Raw genomic sequence first — 18,550 nt, 5'->3', positions numbered from 1 at the left:
GGTGCGGAATTGTAACTGATCGCGGAACCAATACCAATCAGAATCGGCGATATCGCCAGGGGGCATCAGGGATGACAACAACCATTAGCATCAGCGTTCTCCGTTGCCAATGGTCGCCCAAGATTGGCCAATATCACCGGCTGCGCAGTAGCTTCCAGCGCGTGCGCCTGACGTTTGCCAAGAGACCAGGCGAACACCGCCACCAGTACCGCCAGCAGTAGGCTTATCGCATCATGGTTAGTGTCGAGCGCTGTTGCCAGAATATTACCTAAGGTGCCGCCGACAAACATGCCAATCAGCGGTAACAGATAGACCAAAGCTGCGGCCTTCAACACCACGCTTTCAGGTAACCCCAAACGCAACAGCGTACCATTAGGATAGGATTCTGTCGTCGCTAAAGAAAATACCTGAAACTTACTGCTGAATGCTTTGGCAACCGCCGATGTGCCACAACTTTCGCCCTGAGAACAATGGCTACAGGCGCTTTTCATTTCCACCTGTACGGTTACCCAACCGTCGGAATCAGAACCAATGACTTTAGCTACCTGCTCCATCATAAGCGGATCCTCAATCGAGTCTTAATCCAGAAGCGATACGCACCAGCGTCTGCGTTGGCACTTTACCCACGGCAACCACTTCTAAGTTTCCTACCCGTTCTGACGCCATCGAAATACCATCACGAGTCATCAACTCTTCTGGTATGGGGGCATCACCAGACCGTGCAACGTATATCGAAATATTGCTCAAGCCGTCAGTCAGCGCAATATATTCAACGGGTTCGTGTGTGCCTATCAAACGATGATGATCTCGCACAATCACCTTAAACCCGGCTGGAAGCCAGTTAAACTGCCAGTTCTGCCCATCTTCACGCTCTGATGGACTCATCACCGGAGGCCATTCTTGCTTATAAGCCTCTTCCAGAATGGGGGCTGGCGTTTTGGTTTCTACCAATTCGATAACCAATAACTGCTCCAGCAGTTGTTTGTCTTGTGACAACATGTCATAACGTAACGGCAAATAAGTATCAGTGTCGATCCAAACCTGGAATGCATAGCGATACTCATCATTAGGAACGAGGCGGATCATTTGCCCGGTACGTCCGGCTATACGTGTACGGCCACCGAGAACCAGATTATAGCCCTGTTCCAACTCGGCAACATCGCCGGCAAAAGCCGCAGGAATAACCCCTTGAATACGATTAGCCAACATGCTGTAGGCAGGCTGGTCATGTTCAATAAAGGTCACAATATTACCAACACGCACTGCATTTTTAATAGGGCCATTGAGGTGTTCAAGAAACGCCACCTCTTTTCCTTCCACTTTGCCATGGATATAGATCAGCGGCCGGATGCTATCGACCTGTAACTGGATAAGGGAAATTTTGAACTGTTTTTCGCGTAAGGCTTGACTCATATTTTCGAGCCAAGCCTTAGCGGAGAGTTGTTCCTGCGCAAACGCAGGCAGAGCAAAGGCCAGGAAAGCCAACAGGATGAGGCGCAAAAGACTTCCTTATTGATTCAGCGGAACAGTAACGACCTCGTTATTGTTATCCATAACCACACCAGCATTCAATCTCTGTTGCAACATGTGGTCCTGAATATAACTGTTGATACGACGACGCTGTTCATTCAATTGCTCATTAGTATAACCGGGACGCTGTTGCTGAAACTCACCTTCCTGATAACTCACGGGAGACGCACCGCCCACTAATGGTCGAGTCATCAACACGGGTGAAGCGGCTTCGTCACTGCTGCCTGACCCCGAATAGTTCTGTACACCAACAACAGCAACCAGAGCTACAGCGGCTGCAATCGCATACTGACCAAACTGTTTAAATAAGGGAACCACATTCGCCGGACGCGATACCGATTCCTGAGGCTGCGCAACAGGTGCCAAAATGGCAGGTTCCCGCTCCAGAGCGGCAGCAATACTGTCGGACAGGTCCAGTTGCAGTGTCTGCGGCAATTCACCCCGCATGGCATCACCGATAAGATGGTAGTTACGCCATTTATCATGAGAAGATTTATCACTGGCCAAATCTGCCAGAGCCTGAGGGCCGGCTTCACCGTCCACTGCAGCGGAAACCCACTCCTGACCTAATTTATCCATTACTCAACTCACCTGTTAGTTTAAGGGTCATCTTTCCAGCAACGGCTGGAGCTTTTTGTCGATGGCTTCACGAGCCCGGAAAATCCGTGATCTCACAGTACCGACCGGACAATCCATCACGTTCGCAATATCCTCATAACTCATACCATCGAGTTCCCGCAGAGAAATTGCCATCTTCAACTCTTCGGGCAGTGACTCTAATGTTTCGAAGACAACCTTTTTTATCTCATCCGATAACATCAGCCGCTCAGGAGACGCAAACTCCTTTAACGCATCACTACCATCATAATATTCTGCTTCATCGGCATCGACATCGTTAGCTGGCGCTCTGCGCCCTTGCGATACCAGATGATTCTTCGCCGTGTTCACGGCTATGCGGTACAACCAAGTATAAAACGCACTTTCACCGCGGAAATTCGGTAACGCGCGATAGGCTTTAATAAAAGCTTCTTGCGCTACGTCTGCTACATCGGCCTGATTTCTCACATAGCGGGAAATCAGATTTATCACTTTCCCTTGGTACTTCTGCACCAAAAGGTTAAATGCGTTTTTATCGCCCCGTTGTACGCGCTCAACTAATTGTTGATCACTAGTCTGTCCACTCATCCGAGCCGACTTCTCCCAACTCTTATAATGCTGATTTTTCAGTCGCTCGAATCATATTCACATATGTAGACCAGCGCCTTTATGAAAAGTTCTTAATGAAATTTTAAAATCTCACCAGAAATGTGTTTTAGGTCAAAATTTATACCCAACATAAAACAGTTGGTTTAGGATATGCCCTCCACCAATCGGCTCATGATACCCTATGAAACAAGCAGTTGAACACCAAGCCGACATCCTGATTATCGGCAGTGGCGCCGCGGGCCTGACATTAGCGCTGCACTTGGCTGCACATGGCAATATTATCGTACTCTCCAAAGGCGCTCTCAGCGAAGGCTCAACCTATTATGCCCAGGGAGGCATAGCGTCGGTTTTCGATGAGGAGGATACCATAGAATCCCATGTTGCTGACACCTTGGTTGCAGGCGCGGGTCTTTGCGATGAAACGGCGGTGACCTTTACCGCCCAAAACGCCAAAGCCGCAATGAAGTGGCTCATTGAATGTGGTGTTGCCTTCGATAAAGATGAACGACCAGACGGCAGCATAGATGAATCCAGCTATCATCTGACCCGAGAAGGCGGTCATAGCCACCGCCGCATACTGCATGCCGCAGATGCCACCGGTAAGGAAGTGCAGACAACGTTACAACAGCAAATATTGGCACATCCCAATATCACTGTGCTGGAGCGTTATAACGCGGTTGATCTGATCACCACCAGAAAACTCGGTCGACCAGGTAACCGAGTGCTAGGCGCGTATGTCTGGAACCGCGCCCAGGAACAGGTCGAAACGATTAAAGCCCGTTTTGTCGCATTAGCAACGGGAGGCAGTTCCAAAGTATATCAATATACTTCTAATCCCGATGTATCATCGGGTGACGGCATCGCCATGGCTTGGCGCGCCGGTTGCCGGGTTGCCAATATGGAATTCAATCAGTTTCATCCCACCTGTCTCTATCACGCCGATGCTCGTAACTTCCTGCTGACCGAAGCACTCCGTGGGGAAGGTGCGTTACTCAAACGGCCTGATGGCAGTCGCTTTATGCCGGAATATGACGAACGTGCCGAGTTGGCGCCGCGAGACATTGTCGCTAGAGCCATCGACCACGAGATGAAAAAACTTGGCGCTGACTGTGTATTTCTGGATATTTCCCATAAGGATCCAGAGTTCATTATCAAGCACTTCCCGACGATTTATCGTCGCTGCCTAGCACTGTCTATTGATATCACCAAGCAACCTATCCCCGTGGTGCCTGCAGCGCATTATACCTGTGGTGGTGTGATGACAGACTTACATGGGCAAACCGACCTTAACGGACTGTACGCAATTGGTGAAGTGGCTTATACCGGTTTGCATGGTGCCAATCGTCTAGCATCTAATTCGCTGTTGGAATGTCTGGTATTTGCCCGCGCTGCTGCCAGCGATATTGTCGGTCAGTTGCATAAACTGCAGATGCCCAGTGCGATTCCGCCCTGGGATGAAAGTCAAGTATCTAATTCTGACGAAGAAGTGGTAATTGCCCACAATTGGCACGAATTACGATTATTTATGTGGGACTATGTGGGGATTGTCCGCTCTAACAAGCGGCTCGAACGTGCGTTACGGCGAGTCTCAATGCTGCAGCAAGAAATTGAAGAGTACTATAGCAACTTCCGGGTCAGTAATAATCTGCTGGAATTGCGCAACCTGGTGCAAGTGGCAGAGTTAATTATTCGCTGCGCTATGCACCGTAAAGAAAGCCGTGGGTTACATTACAATATTGACTACCCTGACAAATTGCCACAGCCTCTACCCACCATTCTTCAGCCGGAATAAGGGCTATCACGATTGAGCAGTAGACGACACAGATGGCGATAATCTGTGTCGTCAAACATATCGCGAAACAGGTATAAACGCTGAAACCTGTTCGCTTGTAAACACCTGAAACTCACTAGCCAAGGGGTTACGAGCACAGGCTCACCTACGGTAAACATCTGGTCAGCATCAAACAGCCCCTGACCATTGCCGCTGAGCCAAAAACTCACCGACCAATCACGTAACCGCCATAACTGATAACCAAAATAACTGACCACAGATAACATCAGTCCCCAACGCAGCGGTTGGTAATAACGAAAATCCAGCGCTGGCCACAACCTGAAACTCAGCAAACAGATGACTGCTAGCACACCTAGAGCCAAATATTGACCCACTGAAGATTTCGCAGTAAATCTATGGCGCTGCACGCCCGCGAACCTTGGCAACCATGTCCGCCAACAATGGATCAGGACATTTTTCGTGTCCCATAAACCAAGCAAATAACTGTGGGTCTTCACATTCCAGCAGACGCACGAAACAGGCTTTGTCAGTGTCACTCAAATCCTGATAATACTGTTCCACAAACGGCTGGAACAACACATCCAGTTCCAACATTCCACGACGGCATGCCCACTTGACCCGGGCAAAATTCATCAAATCAGCCACCAGTTAACTCCCCAAAATGAATGCAGCAGCAAGTTTACCGCTTGCGCTAGGAACTGTCGAATCACTAAAGTTTCTGAAGTTGCACATCCATTCCCGAAAAAAGCTCGTCGAAATCAGTATTGAGTAGACTCTTTACTGCAGGGTGCTGGATCATCCGCTCGGCGAACATCACGTGATACTCTTCACGTACCTCCCGCGTCCCCCCTAACAATCGCACGTCATGATTGAGAATATCCTGCTGATAGATGGCCGGTGCCACAAAGATGCCGCGGCCAAAGTAGCCAAAGGCCTTCATCATGGCGGCATCATCAAACTCGCCAAGAATGGTCACATTGAGATTCTTTTCGTCAAACCAGCGGTATAGTTGTTGTCCCAAAGATGAACGTTTGCTTGGCAACAAAATCGGTACCTCTTCGAGACATGCGGGGAAAGGTCGCTGCAATGGCATGGCGGAAAAAAAAGCCACGCCACACTCCCCCAGTTTTTTCGAGAGGATCTCAGGATATTTTAGCGACTCACCGGCACAATCAGACAAGATCATGTCTAGTTTATGTTCCCGCAACCGCGCCATTAAGCTCTCGTGAGTCGCCTCATAACAGGCAAGCTGCATCGTGCCATCTCGGGGGATCACCGACATTAATACGCGACTGGCAAGGGTTTTAGATAACGCATCAGCAATGCCTACTTCAAACAATAGGCTGTCATCCTTGGTGTAATTAAGCACATCCAACATTTCATAGGATAAGGCAAACATCTTGTCGGCATAACGAAAAACCAATTCCCCCAACTCAGTGGGTTCTAAGCGGCGACCGTTACGTTTAAACAAATTGCCTTTCAGCCGTTCTTCAAATGCCCGGATCTGGCCGGTGACCGTCTGCGGTGTTAAATATAAGGCTTCAGCCGCCTTGGTCACCGAGCCCTTTTTCTGCACCATCCAGAAGTAATACAAATGGTTGTAGTTAAGATGGGACATAGGTGTCAGACACTCCTATTATTGCAAGCGCTGGCAATCCAGTAAGCTAAATACCGCGACCTGCAAGCTAGCACTGTCGGTCACCTCGCCACTATCAAAAGCCTCTGTAAGTCCGGTCACCAGTTGCTCAGGGTCTGGCAATCGCTCTAAACAGAATTGTCGATTGGCTTCCTGAAAACGTTTGCCCCCACGATATTTCAGCGCTCGCGACTGATAATCGTTGCTTTCAAGCCGCGCCCCAACGGCCAGCGGTTTATACATCAATGCCCCTTCCACCACACCTTTTAGGTAAATCTGACATAACGCATTATCACTGGCGGCTTTGCAATTTTCGATGGGTGAAGCGTTCGCTGCCGGTATCATACTCACGAGCAGAATGCTGGTTAAATAGATAGTTCTCATGTGTTATCTCCTGTTTCAGGTAAAACCTTCGATAGCCATAAATACCCCAATGTTGCTGCCATCATTGAGCCGAGCAGAATACCGAGTCGGGCCAAATCGCCATACAGCACGCCCCCGTGTTCAAACGCCAGCGACGCAATAAACATCGACATGGTAAAACCGATACCACACATAACGGCTACCGGCGCGATATGCCGCCAACCTATACCGACTGGTAACTCTGCCAGATGCAGCTTCACCGCGACATAGCTGAACAACATAACCCCGAGCGGTTTACCCAGTAGCAATCCCAATGCGATACCAATAGGTACCGGCGATAACACACTCTGCACTGACATGCCGACCAGTGACACCCCCGCGTTAGCAAAAGCGAACACTGGCAAAATCAGGAATGTACTCCAGGGATGCAAAGCGTGTTCAAGATGACGAGAAGGAGACGTACCATCGGCCGCCCGCAACGGAATGGCAAAGGCGATAATCACTCCCGCTAGGGTGGCATGTACGCCGGATTTAAGTACCGCGACCCACAATATGGCCCCCACCACACCATAAGCAGCTAGCGCAGTGACACCTTTACGGTTAAGCAAAATAAGTCCCAGCACCGCAAACGCCGCCACCATCAGACTGATAACAGATAAATCGCTGCTATAAAACAGCGCGATGATGACAATCACGCCAAGATCATCAATGATTGCCAACGCTAGCAGGAATACTTTCAGGGCAACGGGCACCCGGCTACCAAGTAACGCCATGATCCCCAGAGCAAAGGCTATATCGGTAGCAGCCGGAATCGCCCAGCCGCCGGAGGTCACTGGGTCATGATAGTTGAATAATAGATAGATGGCCGCAGGCGCAATCATGCCACCAATTGCCGCAAAAGTAGGGAGTGACGCCTTCGCCACACTGGATAATGCGCCCTCCACCAGCTCGCGTTTTACTTCCAGACCAATAAGGAGGAAAAACAATGCCATAAGACCGTCATTGATCCACAGTAACAAGGGCTTATGAATATCCAGCGCACCGACTCGCAGCTGTAACGGCATATCCAGAAGTCCCTGATAGATGCCGACTAAAGGAGAATTAGCTAATACCATCGCCAACACCACAGCAACCAGCAGCAAAATACCACCAGCAGATTCCTGGCTCAGGAAATCCCGAATCACTTTCTCCATGACAAACTCCAAAAAACCGTAATTCGTCAAAGTGTAGTCGATAGTTTAAAGTAAGAAAAATCGAAAGTAATTGCTATTAAACTCGGAATTACCGAGTTTAATAGCAAAAATCAACATGGCTAGATGGCAACTGGAGCCTTGATATGGGGATGCGGGTCATACCCTGATAATTCGAAATCTTCGAATTGATAATCAAATATCGATGCTGGTTTTCTGGTTATCTTCATAGTCGGCAAAGCCCGAGGCGCACGTGTAAGCTGCAAGCGGGTCTGTTCCAGATGGTTGGAATAAAGGTGGGTATCGCCGCCCGTCCAGACAAAATCTCCCAGCGCCAACTCACACTGCTGCGCCACCATCATCGTCAGCAAAGCATAACTGGCGATATTGAATGGCAACCCGAGAAAAACATCACAACTACGTTGATACAATTGGCAGGACAGCTTGCCATCAGCAACATAAAACTGAAAAAAGGCATGACAAGGTGCCAGCGCCATTTTGTCCAACTCAGCCACGTTCCAGGCTGACACGATGAGTCGCCGCGAATCTGGTTGCTGTTTTATCTGGCTGATGACCTGACTAATCTGATCGATATGCTGGCCATCGGGTGTTGGCCAACTGCGCCACTGGGCACCATAGACTGGGCCAAGGTTGCCGTTTTCATCGGCCCATTCGTCCCAGATGGAAACCTTGTTATCACGGAGGTAACTGACGTTGGTATCACCTTTCAAAAACCACAACAGTTCATGGATAATCGATCTTAGATGACATTTCTTGGTGGTCACCAGTGGAAAGCCCTTGCTCAAATCAAAGCGCATCTGGTAACCAAAAACCGACAAGGTACCGGTACCAGTGCGATCGGTCTTTTCCGTGCCGTTTTCCAGTATATGGCGCATCAAGTCAAGATATTGCTGCATTACTGTTTTCCTTTTACCGGAGTGTTTGCCGGAGCCTTACGAACCAGCAGATAAATACCAAAAATAATCATCGGCACAGACAAGATCTGCCCCATGGTAATATCACCCAGGAAGAATCCCAATTGAGGATCTGGCTGACGAACCAATTCAGCAACACAGCGGAAAATACCGTAACCTAATAGGAACATACCTGACACGGCACCGCGTTTGTCAGTTTTACGGCTATACCACTGCAACAGAATAAATAACGCCACGCCTTCGAGGGCAAACTGATACAGTTGCGAAGGATGACGCGGCAACGGGCCACCAGAGGGAAATACCATGCCCCAGGGCAAATCCGTTACTCGGCCCCACAACTCACCATTGATAAAGTTACCGATACGCCCAGCCCCTAGACCGATGGGAACGACTGGTGCCACGATATCCGCCACCGCAAAAAAGCTGCGCTGCTGCTTATAGGCAATATACAACATCGCCAGAATGACACCGACAAGACCACCGTGGAAAGACATTCCACCTTCAGTGATCTTAAATAGATACAAAGGGTCAGCCAGAAAATAATCCAGATGATATACCAGCACATAGCCAATACGGCCACCGAGAATCACCCCTAAAAAGGCGTAGAACAACAAGTCAGATACCTGTTCACGGCTCCACAACCCATGAGATCGATCAGCTTTACGGTTAAGCAAAAACATCGCCGCCATAAAGCCTACAAGATACATGAAACCATACCAGCGCAGTGCTGGATGAAATGTCTGGCCGAAAAGTTCAAACGGGCCAAAAGAAACGATCACAGGATCGATATTGGGAAATTGCAACGCCATAACAGAAGATTACATCCTGGAAATTATGATTATTGTTAGCCCAGCATCAGCTTGAGACCTACCACAAGCAGCAGGGCCGCGAAGATTTTCTTTAACACGGGGGTTGGCCAGGTACTGGCGGCCTTGGCGCCAACCGGCGCCATCAGCATTGACGTTATCACAATGCCAACCAGAGCGGGAATATAGACATACCCGAGCGAACCGAACGGCATTCCTTGAACATCCCAGCCCGCAATAACATACCCTAAACTGCCCCAAAGCGCGATGACCAGACCATTAGCCGAGGAGAACCCAACGGCCTGTCGCATCTGCAACCCACACCAACACAGGAAAGGTACCGTCAACGTCCCGCCGCCGATGCCCATCAAGCCTGAAACCACCGCTATCAGCGCTGAGACGAGGAACAAAACCAGCGCTGGCGGCATTTTTTTTTCCGTGGAAACGGGTTTATAAGGGAACGCCATATTAATTGACATGAGGATCACGAACACGGCAAAGCCACGCTTCAAATCCGCCCCAGAGATAAATTCAGCAATAAAGCCGGCGCCCAATGCGCCCAACATAGTCCCTGGCAACATTGGCTTAAACAGCGACCAATCGATGTTGCCACGCTGATGATGAGCTCTGGCGGATGCAAAAGAGGTAAGAATAATCGCGGCTAAAGATGTGGCAATAGCGACATGAGGCAAGTTATTAGCGGGAACATCCACCATCGGTAGCAGATAGATTAATGCTGGTACCGCAATCAAGCCGCCGCCAATGCCCAATAATCCGGCCGAAAAACCGACGGCAATCCCCAGCAACAAACAGGCTCCTAGCAACAATAACAGGCTTTCCACTAACGCCTCACTTTCACTTTGAGTGATAAAAACGGACCGATGGCTAGTTAAGAATGGCCGCCAGCCCTTTTTCGCCAAGATAATCACGTAACAATTCCCTGACGTCAGCGCCACAACGCATGTTGAGCGCCTGCTGCAATAGCGCCTGCAGTTCATCCATACGAACCCGCCGCATCAGGTAGTTAATTTTCGCCAACGCCCCCTGATTCATACTGAGTTCACGATACCCCATAGCCGACAGCAGCAAAGCGCCGCTCGGCTCGCCAGCCATTTCACCACAGACGCTGATCCCCAACCCATACTGTTGGCAAAGCTCCAACGCTGATTTTAGATAACGCAAGACCCCGGGATGATAGCTGTCAAACAACGAGCTGACCCGTGGGTTATTGCGATCTACCGCGAGCAGATACTGAGTCAAATCGTTAGAACCTACCGAAACAAAATCCACCCGTTTGGCGACTTCATCTAACTGGTACAACAGCGCAGGTACCTCTAACATCACCCCAAATTGTGGCTTGGACAAGTCAGGATTAACATCGGATTTTAGCTCCTGATAGGCCTGTTCAAAATACTCCAACGCATGATCAATCTCTTCGATGTTGCTGACCATCGGCAACAGGATTTTCAACTGCTCACTATTGCCATTAGCCTGCAACATCGCGCGGATCTGTACCAGAAATAGCTCAGGATGATCCAGCGACATACGAATACCGCGCCAACCGAGGAAAGGGTTGTCTTCTTTAATGGGGAAATAAGGTAAAGGTTTGTCACCGCCAACATCCAATGTCCGCATCACCACCGGACGGCCGGCAACCAACTTGAAAACTTGGGAATAAACCTTGATCTGCTCCGATTCGCTGGGAAAACGCTGCTGCAACATAAACGGGATCTCGGTGCGATAAAGCCCGACACCGTCCGCCCCCTCCGCCAGTTCCGAGGCCAAGCCACTGAGCAATCCGGCATTGATAAACAGATTAACCCGCTCACCATCCAGTGTTTGCGCCGGTAGATGCACCTCCTGCATATACTGCCGTTGTAGCGCTTTTTCAGCGTTGAGCAAACTGCGATATTCACTTACGACTGCAACTGACGGTGACACCATCAACTGCCCACGCGTCGCATTCAACACCACCATTTTTTTATCAATATTGGAGGCCAGCACTTGCTGTACACCGGTCAATGCCGGCAGTCCCAAGGCGCGAGCCAAAATTGCCGCATGGGAATTGACACCGCCAAGTTCAGTCACAATGCCCGCCAGCTTAGCGCGAGGGAATTCTGCCAGTAAGGTTGTATCCGCTTCCTTGGTTACCAGGATCACCGGCTTATCAGAATCCAGTACTAACCTGTCAGGTTCAATTAACTGACGCAGGACTTTCTGCCCAAGATCGCGGATATCACTGGCGCGTTCTTTGATGTAGGGATCATCCATCGACTGAAACTGTTCGATGTACCGCAGCGAAACCCGGCTGATAGCCGACTCGGCACTCCAGCCCTGCTCCACTTCCCGGATATATTCACCGCCGAGACTGGAGTCATCCAATAGCAGCGTTAACGCCGAAAAGATTGCCACCACTTCCTGATCTTGCTCTCGATCAAAACGTTGTGACAGATTGCCCAGATTATTGCGACAGCGACTCACCGCCGTGCTTAAACGTTCCAGTTCAACCTTAATATCGGCAGCTTTGCGGTTAGGTTGCTGCAACGAGATTTCGCCACCAAGTACCAGCGCATGAGCAATAGCAATACCGTTAGACGCCGGGGTTCCCTGAAACAGGATCTGTTTCTCCCGCCCTTTAACGCTGGCTTTCTGTTTCAAGCCTCGCACCGCCATGGCCAATTGCGCCGCCAGCGTCATCAGGAACGCTTCTTCACCTTCGCTAAATTGGCGAGCACTGGCTTGCTGCACCACAATGACACCAAGCAGCTGTTTTTGATAGATGATAGGAACCGCAAGAAAAGCGCGATATTCTTCTTCGGCAGCTTCGGGGAACAATTTAAAACGCGGGTGTTGACGAGCATCGGCCAGATTGATGGCTTCTTCTCTTTGCGCGACCAAGCCTACCAGCCCTTCAGTAATTGACATTCGCACATTGCCAACAGCAGCAGGCTCCAAACCGTCGGTTGCAGACAGAACCAATTCGTCTTTATCAAGAATATAGATAGAGCAACACTCGGTTGCGATGGCAGTTTTTATCTGCTTAACCAGTAATTCCAGCGCTGTATCTAAATCTCCGGCACTGGCAACTGCCTGAGTAATATCCCTGAGTGTATTTAACAACGCTTCCCTCCCACGCTATTCCTGTCAGCGAGACGGCCGACTTCGGCCCTTGCGGCGATAGGGTTCCCGTTGCTGCTGCAGTGCCAACGTTGTTGCAGCAAACTCCTTCATCACCTTCCGATAAACATCACGTTTAAACGACACCACCTGCCGCACCGGGTACCAGTAACTGACCCAGCGCCAATCATCAAATTCAGGGTGACCTGATGCGTTCAGATTTACCGTGCTGTCTTGGCTTTTCAACTGTAGCAAAAACCACTTTTGCTTCTGTCCAATACACACAGGCTGACTATCCTGTCGTACCAGTCGTTTGGGTAAGCGATACCTGAGCCAGGAGCGGGTAGACATGAGGATCTGTACATGTTCAGGTTTCAGACCGACCTCTTCATAGAGTTCCCGGTACATAGCTTCTTCTACCGATTCGCCTTCATCCACGCCACCTTGTGGAAATTGCCATGAATGTTGGCCAAAACGGCGAGCCCACATCACTTGCCCAATTTTATTACAGATGATTATGCCCACATTTGCGCGAAAGCCATCGCCGTCAATCACATGGACTCCGAAAACTTCAGAAATTTCAATGCATCGATTGTTTCACAAAGCTTGCGTGGCAGCAATTAGCAGTTATCAAAGCTTTCGCTATCTGTCGCCACTTTATGCACATCAATTACGCCGCTTCCTATGTCTATCACACTATCCACAATATCTGTGGACAAACTTGTTAACTACCGGGAGAAAGCATTGGAAAGTTGCATAACATCGAATTTATAGCCGTCACCCTCCCACCAAAATAGTTACACAACCTATTAATATTAATTAATTTAATTGTAGTTGGTGCATCAACTGAGTAGCACAGCAATACTAGTGTTGAAAATTTCGCCATGGATAAATTCAAGCTTATTCACAAATGTCATTTGCGACAACCCCGCCATATCAATAAAATAAAGAGATTAAAATATCACTCTTTAAAGTGTAATTTAGATTGAAAGTGTCGTAAGTTAGCTGTCACTCTGATTTATCCCATAAAGCTGTGGATAAAGATGTTGGCAACTATGGAAAATCCGGCGAGTAAATGGGGAAAAACATCGTCATAGGTTTTCTCAAGAAATAAAAATATTTATAAATTAATATGATAAGTTAGTATGATGCATAACTTAGCAATGTATTTATCGTACTGAACAGATTTTGAACGTCATTGTTGCTGATGCGAATTCAGGTAAAATCACCTCATGAATACCATTATTCCCCCGCCAGAATCCGTTGAACAATTGCTGCAACGCGCGGAGTCACTGGCAGGACTCACACTTGGGCAGTTGGCGTTGTCGCTTGGACAAACCGCCCCCCAAAACCTGCGCCGTGATAAAGGCTGGCCTGGACAATTATTGGAAATGGCGTTGGGAGCAAATGCTGGCTCTAAACCGCAACAGGATTTTTTACATTTGGGTGTGGAGTTAAAGAGCATTCCGGTGGATGTTCAGGGACAGCCATTAGAAACCACTTACGTCTGTGTCGCGCCATTAGTCAATATTACCGGCCTGCGTTGGCAGCAAAGCTTGGTATATCACAAATTACAGCAGGTACTGTGGATACCCGTTCAGGGCGACAGAACGCTCGCGCCCGCAGATAGGCGCATCGGCATGCCGATTCTTTGGCGCCCCGACGCGGAGCAGCAACGCCTATTACAACAAGACTGGGAAGAGATCATGGAACTGATCAGTCTTGGTAAGGTTTCAAGCATTACAGCGCGTCATGGTGAAGTGCTGCAATTGCGTCCAAAGGCCGCCAACAGTCGCACCCTCACCGAGAGCATAGCCGCAGATGGTAGCCTGCAACTGACGAATCCTCGAGGGTTCTATCTGAAAACCGCCTTTACTCGCCAAATACTGCGACAATATTTTGGCTAGTCACACAAAAGATATGAGATTGGTTTGATATAGATCACATTTATCACTGGAATCGCCCTGTTGATATCGATAAACTACCGCCTCTTATATAAGCCAATGAAATTGTAGGATCTGTCCCAATCCGTGAGAGCACGTGTACAGGCAAAGAAACTTCTGTTCGCCATTCTGGCCTGGACCGGAGCAATGTCAGCCTTCGTATTTTTCCGTTATTCCCAATCGACTGAGTTGCCCCAATGGGCTGTTGGCTCAGGGGATTTGGCCACGCTCGCGGTGTACATGGGGATTATTTTCGGCAGTCTGCACTGGATGTCGAACCTGATTGCAGATTTCAGCGCTATTAACCGGCTGCCTTATATCTTCTCGGTTATCTTTAAGGGCTTATTCCTGCTGTTAGGCGCCACCACGCTGGCATACATGACTCAGTATCTAAATATGTGGGCGATTGAAAACCATATTGCCACCTTGCGGCAGATGCTGACGATACATATTCTCTACAGCCCGTCATTCCAAGCGTTGATGATTTATCTGGTGGTGGTCCGGGTCGGGCTGGCGTTCATTGAGCAGATGGCGTTACTGGTGGGGCCACGAATTCTGCTAAACATTGGCATGGGGAAATATCATCGTCCCCGCTATGAACAGCGGCTGTTCCTATACATAGACATGGTGGCGTCCACCACCCACGCTGAATCACTGGGGGATTATCGGTTCAGCCGATTGATTCAAGACTGTTTCAGCTTGTTGTCAGAAACCATTACCAACAATGATGCTGAAATTTATCGTTATATGGGTGATGCGGTGTTGATCCATTGGCCACTGTCGCAAGGGATCATCAATGATCGCTGCATGAACGTGTATTTTGAATTTAGCCAACAACTCAACTGGCAACGTCGTTACTTTGAAGAGCAGTATGGTTTTGTGCCAAAATTCAAAGCGGCAGCCCATTGCGGTCAGGTAGTTGCCGCCGTGGTTGGGGTGCAGAAACAAGAGATCAGCTTCTTTAGCGATGTGATCAACACATTAGCGCGGTTGCAGGATCAGTGTAACCCGCTGGGACAACGGATGCTGCTGTCTGGTGCATTAGTTGCCCGTCTAGAAAATGACCATAGCGAGTACCAACTCACCAACCTCGGTCCGGTAAAACTCAAAGGCAAACAACACTCAATTGAAGTGTACGGTGTCAAACCCAAGCAAGGCTAACCCCTACGTATTAGAGTTTCTGCTGTAATAGCTTCTGCACTTCCAGTCCTAACGCCCTGAAAGTGCGAATACGACTCGTTGTCTGCCGCCACACCAGACCGATTTCGCGGTAGGGAGCCTCTCCAGGAGGTGCCAGCACCGTCAAGTCCGTATCGTTAAGAATGCCGGCGTCAATTGCCATCTGTGGTAAAAAAGTTGTCCCCAATTTGCTGTTTACCATCTGTACCAGTGTGTGCAAACTGGTAGCAGCGAAAGGATTGACCTTACGACTATCGCCCAACTGACAGGCGCTGATAGCGTGACCGGTAATACAATGCTCAGTTTGCAGCAAGAAAATACTTTCATCGGGCAATGCCTGATAATCCACTGGTTCATGCACTGAGTCAGCAAGATCTTTGTGGATCACCATTTTAAAGGGGTCTATTCCCACTTTCATGCTGTGATAGCCTGTCACGTCAGCGGGCAATGCTAGCAACAACAGATCTAACTCGCCCTTACCCAATGCGGCTAATAACCGTTCGGTAGTATCTTCTTTCAATAACAAACTGAGCTGAGGGTAATTTTCGTGGCACTGTTTGACTAAACGACTCAACAAGAATGGGGCAATGGTTGGGATACACCCTAAACGGATTTCCCCGGTCATGGGTTCGCCCTGATTTTTCACTAATTCCACTAGGTCATCCACATCGGTGAGAATTTTCAGTGCCCGTTGCACAACTTCTTCGCCGATGGCGGTAAACATAAACGACTTATGATCGCGCTCAATCAGTTGATAACCAAGTTGTTCTTCCAGATTCTGGATGCCGCTGGACAGCGTCGATTGGCTAACGTGACAAATACCGGCAGCACGATTGAAATTCTGCTCCTGATGCAGATTGACCAAATAATAAAGGTTTTTCAAACTGGGCAAAGGTTTCATCGCATCCGTTTCCGACTGGTGCTCCCTAGGGAGATGTGACCAAATTACCACAAAAGTGCCGCTGGGCAGTAGCCATCTTCGCGACAAAAGCTTACGAGATAGGCGCCACCGTACCGCAGCGTAATGAATCGTTATATATGACGCCGAGGGACTGATGCCACAGATGTCAGGCTTTGGCTTCCAGAAATGACTTCAACTGCTGCAAATCTGCCGTAACCTCGGTCAAAATTTGCTGTAACCACGCCTGATGTTGATTATCCCATTCAGGATCTTCGCCATGTTGTAATAACTGAGCGTAATAATGGACGCGCTTCAGACCCACTGATCCAGCGGCGCCTTTAAATTTATGCGCTTCAGAGCAAAGTTGCTCTTTATTATTTGCTCCAGCAGCCTGTTGCAGATTGCTCAGATACTCAGGTAACAACTGTTCAAACAACACCACGCTCTTGAGCAGAGTCCCAGCACCAATGGCGCTACAGTATTGTTCCAAAGTGTTAAGGTCCAGTATCGTTTCCAAATCCGAGGTAGCCATACAGGCGCTCCTTGACGTCTAAATTTACCACATCATACCCAGTAAAAAGTTGAGCGCAACTTAAAAGCCATCGATTCCCATCGGATAGCCAACTGTTAACAATATGCCGACAAACTTTATAAAGAATTTTAAAATCAGCGAGATAATGCAGACCCTTGCCCACCAGCACGCGCCAGTTCCTGCACAACCGCATTTAACCCTTTCCAGCGACTACTGCACCACTGTGGTGCCAGCAACACAGGAGGCTTAGCATAAGCGGTAACACGATGGAATATAATGTCTCTAGGCGTATGACGAATTAATTCACCGGCACTAGCAGCGTACTGTTCCATAGTGGGTGGCAATAACCGCCCACAGCGCCAAGCCTTTGCCATGGTACTACCCTCTACAATATGTAACGGATGTAGTTTTAGGCCGTCAACACCCACGGCCAGTACGCGCTGTAAGGTCTGCAAGTGCATGATATTATCCTCTCCAGGTAAACCGAGGATCAGATGGGTACAAACTTTCAACCCTCGTTTGCGAGCACGCTCCACCGCATCTACATAGGTAGCAAAATCGTGACCACGGTTAATCCGCTTCAACGTGTCATCGTGAGCACTTTGCAATCCCAGTTCTAACCATACTTCGTGTCCCTGCTGCTGATACGCCAGCAATAGATCGAGCACCTTGTCGGGTAAACAATCTGGTCGACTCCCAACACATAAGCCGACCAAATCGGTACTCGCTAGCGCTTCATCATAACGCTGCTGCAGTACAGCATATTCCTCATAAGTGCTGGTATATGCCTGGAAATAGGCTAAAAATTTCGAAGCTTTTGCCCGTAGTCGCTGCTTTCCCTCAGACAATTGTGTTGTTATCGATTGCTCACTACCAAGTACATAAGTAAACGATGCCACATTACAAAAGGTACAACCGCCACGACCCAATGTGCCATCACGGTTTGGACAGGTAAAATTCGCATCTAGTGTCAGCTTCTGCACACCTTCACCAAATCGCTGCTGACAATACATTGCAAATGTTGAGACAAAGTCATCCAGTCCCATAAGCTACTGCGCTACACTAAAAAACCGCTAGCTTAACAACCACCATTACACAGCGTATTGCCCCACATCAAACTTCACTGATATACGTTATGTTCCCACAATCCACATCATTTTGCATAGTTACTCACACAAATTGACTAATTAGTTATTATTTTTTTGCCTAAAAAAACAGCAAACAGTCCTACTTCTTCGCTACAATAGTATGTTAATTTAACGTATCTATTTTTTTAATAACTTTATAAATTTCTTTTTATTCATAATGTTATACGATTAAAAATACAGTTGACGTTAACGGAACATAATTAAAAATTCTTTATAAAATACCGTTATTTTAATTCTATATATGCAATTTTTTGGTTTGACCTTTGAAGAGT

General features: G+C 48.5%; 20 protein-coding genes. 3 read left to right on the top strand and 17 right to left on the bottom strand.

What is annotated here, in order from left to right; translation table 11 throughout:
• Nucleotides 1-65 precede the first annotated feature (65 nt).
• From IE064_RS09240 to rpoE, 4 genes are read right to left on the bottom strand one after another with little or no spacing between them, the layout of a single operon-like run.
• Entirely contained in the window at nucleotides 66-557 is a 492-nt protein-coding gene (locus tag IE064_RS09240; RefSeq protein ID WP_189617573.1) for a SoxR reducing system RseC family protein, read from the bottom strand.
• Between the two features lie 10 nt (nucleotides 558-567).
• Nucleotides 568-1,500 carry a MucB/RseB C-terminal domain-containing protein gene (locus IE064_RS09235; RefSeq protein ID WP_133038043.1) on the bottom strand — a complete coding sequence of 311 codons (933 nt, stop codon included), beginning with the start codon at nucleotides 1,498-1,500 and terminating at the stop codon, nucleotides 568-570.
• A gap of 9 nt (nucleotides 1,501-1,509) precedes the next feature.
• Entirely contained in the window at nucleotides 1,510-2,109 is a 600-nt protein-coding gene (locus IE064_RS09230) for a sigma-E factor negative regulatory protein (RefSeq protein ID WP_189617572.1), read from the bottom strand.
• A gap of 27 nt (nucleotides 2,110-2,136) precedes the next feature.
• A complete protein-coding gene (rpoE, locus tag IE064_RS09225) occupies nucleotides 2,137-2,715 on the bottom strand; it encodes an RNA polymerase sigma factor RpoE (RefSeq protein WP_133038041.1) in 579 nt (192 codons plus the stop codon).
• Nucleotides 2,716-2,917: 202 nt separating this feature from the next.
• Here rpoE and nadB point away from each other — a divergent pair, with 202 nt between their 5' ends.
• Entirely contained in the window at nucleotides 2,918-4,528 is a 1,611-nt protein-coding gene (gene nadB / locus IE064_RS09220) for an L-aspartate oxidase (protein WP_189617571.1), read from the top strand.
• Here nadB and IE064_RS09215 read toward each other — a convergent pair.
• The 10 genes from IE064_RS09215 to rppH all read right to left on the bottom strand — a co-directional run bounded on the left by IE064_RS09215 (nucleotide 4,516) and on the right by rppH (nucleotide 13,130).
• Complete coding sequence (locus IE064_RS09215; protein ID WP_189617570.1) at nucleotides 4,516-4,935, bottom strand: protein YgfX; 420 nt, start codon at nucleotides 4,933-4,935, stop codon at nucleotides 4,516-4,518. The two genes, nadB and IE064_RS09215, sit on opposite strands and share 13 nt — an antisense overlap.
• Nucleotides 4,922-5,161, bottom strand: coding sequence for an FAD assembly factor SdhE (locus IE064_RS09210; protein ID WP_189617640.1), 240 nt, complete (start codon nucleotides 5,159-5,161; stop codon nucleotides 4,922-4,924). Before IE064_RS09210 ends, IE064_RS09215 begins: the two co-directional genes overlap by 14 nt.
• Before the next feature lie 76 nt (nucleotides 5,162-5,237).
• The gene (nhaR, locus tag IE064_RS09205) at nucleotides 5,238-6,146 is read right to left on the bottom strand and encodes a transcriptional activator NhaR (RefSeq protein WP_189617569.1); all 909 of its coding nucleotides are present in this window, start codon (nucleotides 6,144-6,146) and stop codon (nucleotides 5,238-5,240) included.
• An 18-nt stretch (nucleotides 6,147-6,164) separates the two neighbouring features.
• On the bottom strand, nucleotides 6,165-6,548 hold the full coding sequence (locus IE064_RS09200) for a hypothetical protein (protein ID WP_189617568.1): 384 nt from the start codon (nucleotides 6,546-6,548) through the stop codon (nucleotides 6,165-6,167).
• Nucleotides 6,545-7,720 carry a Na+/H+ antiporter NhaA gene (gene nhaA / locus IE064_RS09195; RefSeq protein ID WP_133038036.1) on the bottom strand — a complete coding sequence of 392 codons (1,176 nt, stop codon included), beginning with the start codon at nucleotides 7,718-7,720 and terminating at the stop codon, nucleotides 6,545-6,547. The genes IE064_RS09200 and nhaA overlap by 4 nt, the downstream gene beginning before the upstream one ends.
• Nucleotides 7,721-7,839: 119 nt before the next feature.
• On the bottom strand, nucleotides 7,840-8,634 hold the full coding sequence (gene thyA, locus IE064_RS09190) for a thymidylate synthase (protein WP_189617567.1): 795 nt from the start codon (nucleotides 8,632-8,634) through the stop codon (nucleotides 7,840-7,842).
• The gene (gene lgt / locus IE064_RS09185; RefSeq protein WP_189617566.1) at nucleotides 8,634-9,461 is read right to left on the bottom strand and encodes a prolipoprotein diacylglyceryl transferase; all 828 of its coding nucleotides are present in this window, start codon (nucleotides 9,459-9,461) and stop codon (nucleotides 8,634-8,636) included. Before lgt ends, thyA begins: the two co-directional genes overlap by 1 nt.
• 35 nt (nucleotides 9,462-9,496) lie before the next feature.
• A complete protein-coding gene (locus IE064_RS09180; protein ID WP_133038033.1) occupies nucleotides 9,497-10,300 on the bottom strand; it encodes a sulfite exporter TauE/SafE family protein in 804 nt (267 codons plus the stop codon).
• A 43-nt stretch (nucleotides 10,301-10,343) separates the two neighbouring features.
• Nucleotides 10,344-12,578 carry a phosphoenolpyruvate--protein phosphotransferase gene (gene ptsP / locus IE064_RS09175; protein WP_189617565.1) on the bottom strand — a complete coding sequence of 745 codons (2,235 nt, stop codon included), beginning with the start codon at nucleotides 12,576-12,578 and terminating at the stop codon, nucleotides 10,344-10,346.
• Nucleotides 12,579-12,602: 24 nt separating this feature from the next.
• Nucleotides 12,603-13,130: an RNA pyrophosphohydrolase gene (rppH, locus tag IE064_RS09170; protein ID WP_189617564.1), complete on the bottom strand. Its 528-nt coding sequence runs from the start codon at nucleotides 13,128-13,130 to the stop codon at nucleotides 12,603-12,605.
• A 677-nt stretch (nucleotides 13,131-13,807) separates the two neighbouring features.
• Between rppH and mutH the strand changes: the two genes are divergently transcribed.
• Both mutH and IE064_RS09160 read left to right on the top strand, forming a co-directional pair.
• The gene (gene mutH / locus IE064_RS09165; protein ID WP_189617563.1) at nucleotides 13,808-14,482 is read left to right on the top strand and encodes a DNA mismatch repair endonuclease MutH; all 675 of its coding nucleotides are present in this window, start codon (nucleotides 13,808-13,810) and stop codon (nucleotides 14,480-14,482) included.
• A 123-nt stretch (nucleotides 14,483-14,605) separates the two neighbouring features.
• Nucleotides 14,606-15,679 (top strand): adenylate/guanylate cyclase domain-containing protein, encoded by a 1,074-nt coding sequence (locus IE064_RS09160; RefSeq protein ID WP_229799933.1) that lies wholly within the window; start codon nucleotides 14,606-14,608, stop codon nucleotides 15,677-15,679.
• Between the two features lie 10 nt (nucleotides 15,680-15,689).
• On the opposite strand, the gene oxyR is transcribed toward IE064_RS09160, so the two are convergent.
• The 3 genes from oxyR to mnmL all read right to left on the bottom strand — a co-directional run bounded on the left by oxyR (nucleotide 15,690) and on the right by mnmL (nucleotide 18,176).
• Nucleotides 15,690-16,598: a hydrogen peroxide-inducible genes transcriptional activator OxyR gene (gene oxyR / locus IE064_RS09155; RefSeq protein WP_133038028.1), complete on the bottom strand. Its 909-nt coding sequence runs from the start codon at nucleotides 16,596-16,598 to the stop codon at nucleotides 15,690-15,692.
• A gap of 166 nt (nucleotides 16,599-16,764) precedes the next feature.
• Complete coding sequence (locus IE064_RS09150) at nucleotides 16,765-17,130, bottom strand: Hpt domain-containing protein (protein WP_189617562.1); 366 nt, start codon at nucleotides 17,128-17,130, stop codon at nucleotides 16,765-16,767.
• 134 nt (nucleotides 17,131-17,264) lie between these two features.
• Nucleotides 17,265-18,176, bottom strand: coding sequence for a tRNA modification radical SAM protein MnmL/YtqA (gene mnmL / locus IE064_RS09145; protein WP_189617561.1), 912 nt, complete (start codon nucleotides 18,174-18,176; stop codon nucleotides 17,265-17,267).
• Between the last annotated feature and the right edge of the window lie 374 nt (nucleotides 18,177-18,550).

Source organism: Shewanella fodinae (genome assembly GCF_014651955.1).
Taxonomy (GTDB): domain Bacteria; phylum Pseudomonadota; class Gammaproteobacteria; order Enterobacterales; family Shewanellaceae; genus Shewanella; species Shewanella fodinae.
Note: the sequence above shows the minus strand (reverse complement) of the source record. Positions and strands in the feature narration are given on the sequence as shown.